This window comes from Pseudomonas sp. K5002 (genome assembly GCF_013386655.1).
Classification (GTDB): Bacteria; Pseudomonadota; Gammaproteobacteria; order Pseudomonadales; family Pseudomonadaceae; genus Aquipseudomonas.
Map to the genome: position 1 here is coordinate 1 of NZ_JACARK010000894.1, position 6,417 is coordinate 6,417.

8 protein-coding genes are annotated in these 6,417 nt (G+C 61.6%); 4 read left to right on the forward strand and 4 right to left on the reverse strand.

The window, feature by feature from the left end; genetic code table 11:
• Together HX846_RS30620 and HX846_RS30625 are read right to left on the reverse strand one after the other, a co-directional pair.
• On the reverse strand, window positions 1-588 hold a 588-nt coding region (locus HX846_RS30620; RefSeq protein WP_372242026.1), incomplete at its 3' end, for an alpha/beta hydrolase family protein.
• A gap of 227 nt (window positions 589-815) precedes the next feature.
• Window positions 816-1,427, reverse strand: a complete 612-nt coding sequence (locus tag HX846_RS30625; protein WP_003215366.1) for an FMN-dependent NADH-azoreductase — start codon at window positions 1,425-1,427, stop codon at window positions 816-818.
• A 125-nt stretch (window positions 1,428-1,552) separates the two neighbouring features.
• Between HX846_RS30625 and HX846_RS30630 the strand changes: the two genes are divergently transcribed.
• Window positions 1,553-2,461 (forward strand): LysR substrate-binding domain-containing protein, encoded by a 909-nt coding sequence (locus HX846_RS30630; RefSeq protein ID WP_003215364.1) that lies wholly within the window; start codon window positions 1,553-1,555, stop codon window positions 2,459-2,461.
• The gene (locus HX846_RS30635) at window positions 2,458-2,820 is read left to right on the forward strand and encodes an MmcQ/YjbR family DNA-binding protein (protein WP_032899493.1); all 363 of its coding nucleotides are present in this window, start codon (window positions 2,458-2,460) and stop codon (window positions 2,818-2,820) included. The genes HX846_RS30630 and HX846_RS30635 overlap by 4 nt, the downstream gene beginning before the upstream one ends.
• Here the strand turns inward: HX846_RS30635 and HX846_RS30640 are convergent.
• Together HX846_RS30640 and HX846_RS30645 are read right to left on the reverse strand one after the other, a co-directional pair.
• Window positions 2,803-3,186, reverse strand: coding sequence for a DUF1294 domain-containing protein (locus HX846_RS30640; protein ID WP_003215359.1), 384 nt, complete (start codon window positions 3,184-3,186; stop codon window positions 2,803-2,805). The genes HX846_RS30635 and HX846_RS30640 overlap by 18 nt on opposite strands.
• On the reverse strand, window positions 3,183-4,013 hold the full coding sequence (locus tag HX846_RS30645) for an undecaprenyl-diphosphate phosphatase (RefSeq protein WP_003215357.1): 831 nt from the start codon (window positions 4,011-4,013) through the stop codon (window positions 3,183-3,185). The genes HX846_RS30640 and HX846_RS30645 overlap by 4 nt, the downstream gene beginning before the upstream one ends.
• A gap of 229 nt (window positions 4,014-4,242) precedes the next feature.
• Between HX846_RS30645 and HX846_RS30650 the strand changes: the two genes are divergently transcribed.
• Both HX846_RS30650 and pnuC read left to right on the forward strand, forming a co-directional pair.
• The gene (locus HX846_RS30650) at window positions 4,243-5,877 is read left to right on the forward strand and encodes a methyl-accepting chemotaxis protein (protein WP_087692679.1); all 1,635 of its coding nucleotides are present in this window, start codon (window positions 4,243-4,245) and stop codon (window positions 5,875-5,877) included.
• A gap of 191 nt (window positions 5,878-6,068) precedes the next feature.
• On the forward strand, window positions 6,069-6,417 hold a 349-nt coding region (pnuC, locus tag HX846_RS30655; protein WP_178966822.1), incomplete at its 3' end, for a nicotinamide riboside transporter PnuC.

Below are 6,417 nucleotides of genomic sequence, written 5' to 3' on the forward strand. Positions count from 1 at the left end.
CGGGCGTTGCTGGCAGTAGCGGCGCAGGCGGTCGAGGTCCGGCTTGGCGCCGGCGAGGATCAGCGCGGTTTCGCCACCGGCCGAATAACCGATGACGCCTACCTGGTCGACGTTGACGAATGGCGACAGCATCGGGTCGCCGAGGGTGGCGGTGATCGCTTCGGAAATCTGGATCGGGCGCCCGTACAGGTTGCTCAAGGTGCCCAGCCGGCTGTGATCCTTGTAGTTGTCGCCAGGGTGCAGCACCGCCACCACCACAAACCCCTTGCGCGCCAGGGAGGTGGCGAGGTCGTGCAGGGCCAGGGGCGTGCCGGTATTGCCGTGGGACAGCATCAGCATTGGAAAGCGGCCGATGGCGATTTTCGAGTCTTCAGTGGCGGCGATGTGATAAGCGCCCACCTGGGTGGTGTGTTCCAGGCCGGTGGACGGGTAGAACGCGACGGCTTTCATCGGCTGCAGATCCAGCGGGTCGAGAAAAGTCATGCGGTGGAAGCCCACACTCCAATGGGGGTGCGGCGCGGGCGCGGCTTGCACTGAAATCAGGCCGCCGAGCAGGGAGAGAACCAAGACTGCACAAAGACGCATCATGGGGATGTCCACCTTTGTTGCGTAAGCCCGCGTAGCTGTTGAAGTATCCATGGTTCAGGCGCTCGGACTGGCAGGGTTTACCCATGCGTGCATAACCTGGGCCAAAGTAGTGACAGCGGGTAAACGAAAAAACTCCGTACTCCGATCGCTTTTCAGGCGAGCAGAATACAGAGTTTAGGCGCCTCGAATCAGATTGATATCGAGGAACAGCAAAATTTACACAAGTCTTACGCTGCGGCGAACAATTGTTCGTTGATCACTGCGTTGGCGTCGCTGATCGCCTTGCTGCGCACTTCATCGCCATAGCCCAGGCCGTGAGCGCGGACGATTTCGATGTCGGTGATGCCGAGGAAGCCCAGCAGCACTTTCAGGTAGTCTTCGTGAGCCACACCGGTCGGCTGGCCAACGTGCAGGCCGCCGGAGGTCGACACGATGATGACTTTCTTGCCACCGGCCAGGCCTTCAGGACCGTTTTCGGTGTAGCGGAATGTCTGGCCGGCGACGGCGATACGGTCGATCCAGGCCTTGAGTTGGGTTGGGATGGTGAAGTTGTACATCGGCGCAGCCAGGACGATGGCGTCGGCCGCGAGGAATTCGGCGAGGGTGTTGGCGCTCAGCTCGGCTTCATGTTTCTGTACGGCATCACGCAGCTCGGCAGCGGTGCCCAGTGCACCCAGGGTCACGCCGGAAAAGTGGTTGATGCCTTCGCTGGCCAGGTCACGGTAGGTCACTTCAACGCCTGGCTCGGCCGCCTGCCAGGTCTTGACGACACCTGCGCTCAACTGACGGGAAACCGAGTTGTCGCCGAGGATGCTGGAATCGATATGCAACAGTTTCATGGTTAATCTCCAAGTAAGCATCGCCAAGGGCGACGGAATGGAAATAAGCCTACAGATGAAACCAATCAGCGATTAGTCAGGCAATATGCGATTATTCGTCCCACTGACAGGACAATAGGCCCACCATGCAAGATCTGAATGACCTCTACTACTTCGCCAAGGTGGTGGAAGCCGGCGGTTTCGCCGCTGCCGGGCGACTGCTGGGGATTCCCAAGTCGCGGCTGTCGCGGCGCATTGCCGAGCTGGAAGAACGCCTCGGCGCCCGCTTGCTGCAACGTACCACCCGCCAACTGACCCTCACCGCCGTGGGTGAACGCTACCTGCGCCACTGCCAGGCAATGCTGCTGGAGGCGGAAATGGCCGATGAGGCAGTGGCCAGCATGTCCAGCGAACCCCGCGGTCGGCTGCGGGTCAGCAGCCCCGTGGGCCTGGCTCACCAATTCCTGCAGACCGTGGTGGCGGAGTTTCTCACCGCCAACCCGCTGGTGCAGTTGGAGATGAACTTGGTCAACCGCCGCGTCGACCTGGTGGCCGAAGGCATTGATGTGGCCTTGCGCGTGCGCGAGCTTGGGGATGAAGACCCGCTGCTGGTGACCAAGCGCCTGCGCCAGGCCCAGACCGCGATTGTCGCCAGCCCCGACTTTGTGCGTGAGCGGCAGATCGACACCCTGGAAGACCTCAAGCAACTGCCGGTGCTGGGCGCCCTGGAAGCAGACCGCATGGTGCACTTCCGCATGCTCAGCCCGGAAGGCAGCAGCCACGACCTGGTGATGGAAGCGCGGCTGGGGATCGATGATTTCCTGGTACGCAAGGCCTGCGCCCTCGCCGGCCTGGGGTTTACCGTGCTGCCGATGATGTATTGCGAGGAGGAGTTGGCCAACGGCCAGTTGGTGCAGCTCTTGCCGCAATGGTCATTGCCGGGCGGCTGGTTGCAGGCGGTGTACCCACATCGGCGCGGCGTGTTGCCGGCCGTGCGGGCCTGGATCGACCACCTGGATAACGCCTTCAAAGGTTGCGGAGACCGTTTGCTATGAGAATGACCGAAGAACAAGTCGCCACGTTTTGCCTGGGCTTGCCCGGCGCGCGGGAAGATTACAAATGGGGCGGCGTGCGGGTGTTTTCGATTGCCGGCAACAAGATGTTTGCCTTGCAGAACCTGCGGGGCGACTCGCTGGCGTTCAAGGTCGACAAGGAGCTGTTCCTGGGCCATGTGGATCGCCCCGGCATCCACCCGGCGCCGTACCTGGCGCGGGCGCAGTGGATCATCATGGAAACGCCCTACCCGCTGGGCGCCGAGGAACTGCGTGGCTTGTTGCAGCGTTCCCACCAGTTGGTGGTGAGCAAGCTGCCCAAGCGCACGCAGGTCGGCTTGTTGCTAGAAGATCGAGAGTAGCGTGCCACCCAGGAACAGCTGATCAATCCAGAACACCTGGTGCAGCAACACGATCAGCCAGAACACCACCTGATAAGACACCTTGCGCGTCTTGTGGCGGAACACCTGCTGGGCAATCAACGCCCCCGGCCAACCGCCTGCCAGCTCCACCGCGTGCAGGACGTTTTCCGGGGTGCGCCAGCTGTCTTCGCGAGCCTTGCGCTTGTCGCTCCAGTACAGCAGGAACGCCACCACGCTGACCACGCCATAGGCCACCAGCGGGATCAGCGAAACCCCGCGGTACCCCAGCAGCGCCGCACCAAACAGCGGCGCGGCGCACAACAGTGCAAACACCAACGCCTTGAAGCGCGGATGCTGGATGATCATGGCTTGACGGCCGACCAGTCGATCCAGCCGAACTGCCAGGTGGCCAGGATCACCAGGCCGAAGGCGATCCGGTACCAGGCGAACGCCGCGTAGCTGTGGCTGGCGATGAACTTGAGCAGCGCCTTGACCGCGATCATCGCGAAGATGAACGAGGTGACAAAGCCGATGGCAAACACCGGCAGGTCATCCGGCTGGAACAGGTGACGGTACTTGTAGCCCGAATACACCGCTGCGCCGACCATGGTCGGCATCGCCAGGAAGAACGAGAACTCGGTGGCGGTCTTGCGTGACAGGCCGAACAACAGGCCGCCAATGATGGTAGCGCCCGAGCGCGAGGTGCCCGGGATCATGGCCAGGCACTGGGCGAAGCCGACTTTGATCGCGTCCTTCCAGGTGATGTCGTCGACGGTTTCGGCGTGCACTTCATGCTGGCGGCGCTCGGCCCACAACATGATGACGCCGCCCACCACCAACGCCGCCGCAACGGTGATCGGGTTGAACAGGTAGTGTTTGATCAGGTCGGCGAAAATCACCCCCAGCACCACCGCCGGCAATACGGCAATGATCAGGTTGACGGTGAAACGCTGGGCATTGCGCTGGGTCGGCAAGCCAATGACCACGTCGAGGATCTTGCGTCGAAACTCCCACACCACCGCCAGGATCGCGCCCAGCTGAATGATGATATTGAACGCTTCAAAGCGTTCGCCACCGAAGTTGATCAAGTCGGCCACGATAATCTGGTGCCCGGTACTGGAGATCGGCAAAAACTCCGTCAGCCCCTCTACAACGCCGAGTATCAGTGCCTGTACGGCGGTCCAAAGATCCATCGATTCCCCCAAAGGTCATGCCCACGGCATGCCTCGTTGATATTTTTTAGACGTTCACTAACGAAGAGTGCGCTGCAAGCACAGCGCAAATAATCAAGGCCGAACTGCGAAAATTCCGTGAAAAATCAGGCAGGACTCAGGTTTTTTGATTCTGGGCCGAAAGCCTATCAGACAAGCCGGAAATGTCGATGCAGCACCCAAAATTATAAGAACACGGAGTGACAGGACCATGAACAGTTTGCGCAATATGTCTATCAGCCGGCGCCTCTGGCTGATCCTGATCGTCGCCGTGCTGATGCTGCTAACCCTCGGCCTGCTTATGCTCAAGCAGATTCATGGCGACCTGTACCAGGCCAAGAGTGAGCAGACCCAGCGCGTGGTGCAAACCGCCAGCGGGATCCTGACTTATTATCACAGCCTCGAAACCAGCGGCGTCCTGAGCCGTGAAGCGGCGCAGAAGCAAGCCTTGAGCGCGGTACGTGGCCTGCGTTACGGAAAGGACGACTACTTCTGGATCAACGACCTCACCCCCGTGATGATCATGCACGCGGCCAACCCCAAGCTCGACGGCCAGAACCTGTCGGCCATCCGTGATCCGGACGGCTTTGCGGTGTTCAACGAGTTCGTGATCCTGGCCAAGGCCAAGGGCGCGGGGATGGTGAATTACCGCTGGCCCAAGCCCGGCGCCGATGCGCCGGTGGCCAAGACCTCCTATATCCAGCTGTTCGAACCCTGGGGCTGGATCATCGGTTCCGGCGTGTATGTCGATGACGTGCAAGGCGAGTTCCGCGGCCAGGTGTGGAAAGCCTCGGTGGTTGGCCTGGTGATCGCGCTGATCATGGCCCTGCTGGTGGTGCTGATCGCCCGCAGCATCGTGCGCCCGTTGCAGCAGGCAGTGAATGCGATGGCCAATATCGCCAGTGGCGAAAGCGACCTGACCCGCACCCTCGACACCCATGGCCAGGATGAAGTCACTCAATTGTCGCGGCACTTCAACAGCTTTACCGCCAAGCTGCGGCAGGTGGTGGGCCAGTTGCAGACCTGCGCCAACGCCTTGGGCCATTCGTCCACCGAGCTGGGCAGCAACGCCAGCGATGCCCATGACCGCAGCCAACAGCAATCGCAGCAGATGGAACTGGTGGCGACGGCGATCAATGAAGTCACCTATGGCGTACAGGACGTGGCCAAAAATGCCGAGCATGCCGCCAGCGAAATGCGCGATGCCCAGGTGCAGGCCGAACAGGGCCAGCTCAATATCGATGGCAGCCTGCAACGGATCGACCAGCTCTCCGGCACCATCAGCCAGGCCGTGGAGGTGATCCGGACGCTGTCGACTGAAAGCACGCAGATTGGCGGCGTGCTGGAAGTGATCCGCTCGATTGCCGACCAGACCAACTTGCTGGCCCTCAACGCCGCCATCGAAGCGGCCCGCGCCGGGGAGCAAGGCCGTGGTTTTGCGGTGGTGGCCGACGAAGTACGGCTGCTGGCCCAGCGCACGCAAAAATCCACGGCAGAGATCCAGGCGATGATCGAGCGCCTGCAAGGCCATTCGGAGGCAGCGGTCAAGGTCATCAGCGACAGCCACCAGGCCTCGCAACTGACTATCGAACAAGCAGGCCAGGCAGGCGCGAGCCTGACTGCCATCGGCCAGGCGCTGCGTAATCTCAACGGGCTGAACGCCTCGATTGCCAGCGCCACGTTGCAGCAGGCGCATGTGGTGGAAGACATCAACCAGAACGTCACCCAGGCAGCCGGCTTGTCCCACAGCACGGCACTGGCGGCGCAGCAGTCAAGTGTCGCGAGTGCGCACTTGAAAGGCCTGAGCGAACAACTCGACAGCCTTCTGCGCCAATTCAAGGTCTGACGCCGATGATCGTTCCCACGCTCTGCGTGGGAACGCATCCTGTGACGCTCTGCGTCACCGTTGCGCAGAGCCGGGACGCGGAGCGTCCGGAACTGCATTCCCACGCAGAGCGTGGGAACGATCTATCGTCGCACCGCCGCTCCCACATTGGTTACAATCAGCGCCCTCTTCGACTCCCCCAAGGAACCGCCATGTCCGGGCTTGAACTGTTTGCCGCCGCCCTGGGGGTGATCGCTGTCTGGTTGACGGTTAAACAGAACCCGTGGTGCTGGCCCATCGGCCTGGTGATGGTGCTGCTGTACACCTGGTTCTTCTTCGATGTGAAGCTCTACTCCGACATGCTCCTGCAAGTGATCTACGCCGCCCTGCAACTCTACGGCTGGTGGCAGTGGACCCGCGCCGGTGAGGTCAAGCAAGGCCGGCAAGTCACCAGCCTGGGCCTGCAACCGATCCTGCAAGGCCTGGCTGTGGGTGCTGTGGGCAGCCTGTTGCTGGGCGCAGCCATGGCCCACTGGACCGACGCCGCCCAACCCTGGCTGG